A 749-nucleotide genomic window follows, 5' to 3' on the forward strand; every position below is an offset into this window, starting at 1 on the left:
GTATAGCACAGTCCAAAAACTGGACTGTGGTACGATAGGGGGGATTAAATGACACTAGTTGCAGATGAAGGAAAAGTTTATACAAATGGAACGGTCTATGGAAAAACTATTGATTTAGGTGTTAGTGATAGCTCTGATAATTGGTATCAAATATTAGAAAATGAAATACCAACTGAACCAACAACTGAATTAGAAGAATACAGAACATTCTATCAGAGTGTCATGGAAGAAATAAGGTGAACGATATGAATATAACAGCTGACACGAAAATAGCGACAGATTATATTAAACGATTAAGGAAGGAGGGTGCTAAGGCATATCAAAATAGGACAGAGTCTACACCTACTGCTGGAATATTTAAAAAATCCTATGAGCCTTGGGTGGCTGATGGAGGACTTGAAAAAGCGGGACACATCAGCTATTTTGAAGAAACAGACATGGCATATAAATGCAGAGTTGATAGTTATAGAATGGCACAATATGCCCCAAATGTAGCTGTAAACAACTATGCTCCTCTGCCTGAGCCAGACGAGTATGGGATATACCCTTATGTATATAACATGGATAGTGAAATAGGAATGTTGATTAGGGATACAGATAATAAAGTTTATGAATGTTATGCAAATCCTATAACAGCCATGATTTGGTCACCTAGTCAGCTTCCGGCAAGTTTTAGATTAATTGAAGAAGGTTTTTAACCTTCTTTTTTTATACTCAAAAATGGAGGTGATGCCCTTGTGCTGATTAAA

At 36.6% G+C, this 749-nt stretch carries 2 protein-coding genes; both read left to right on the forward strand.

Features of this window, described 5'->3' with window-relative positions:
• Positions 1-48: 48 nt before the first annotated feature.
• Positions 49-240: a hypothetical protein gene (locus B5E58_RS13285; RefSeq protein WP_088110104.1), complete on the forward strand. Its 192-nt coding sequence runs from the start codon at positions 49-51 to the stop codon at positions 238-240.
• Positions 237-698, forward strand: coding sequence for a hypothetical protein (locus B5E58_RS13290; RefSeq protein WP_088110105.1), 462 nt, complete (start codon positions 237-239; stop codon positions 696-698). Before B5E58_RS13285 ends, B5E58_RS13290 begins: the two co-directional genes overlap by 4 nt.
• The last annotated feature ends 51 nt before the right edge of the window (positions 699-749 follow it).

The organism is Tyzzerella sp. An114, assembly GCF_002161055.1.
In the GTDB taxonomy this organism is placed as follows: Bacteria; Bacillota; Clostridia; order Lachnospirales; family Anaerotignaceae; genus Fimicola; species Fimicola cottocaccae.

Excerpts from the sequence above, each read along its gene's own strand:
- B5E58_RS13285 (WP_088110104.1), top strand. The coding sequence starts at position 49 with ATGACACTAGTTGCAGATGAAGGAAAAGTTTATACAAATGGAACGGTC.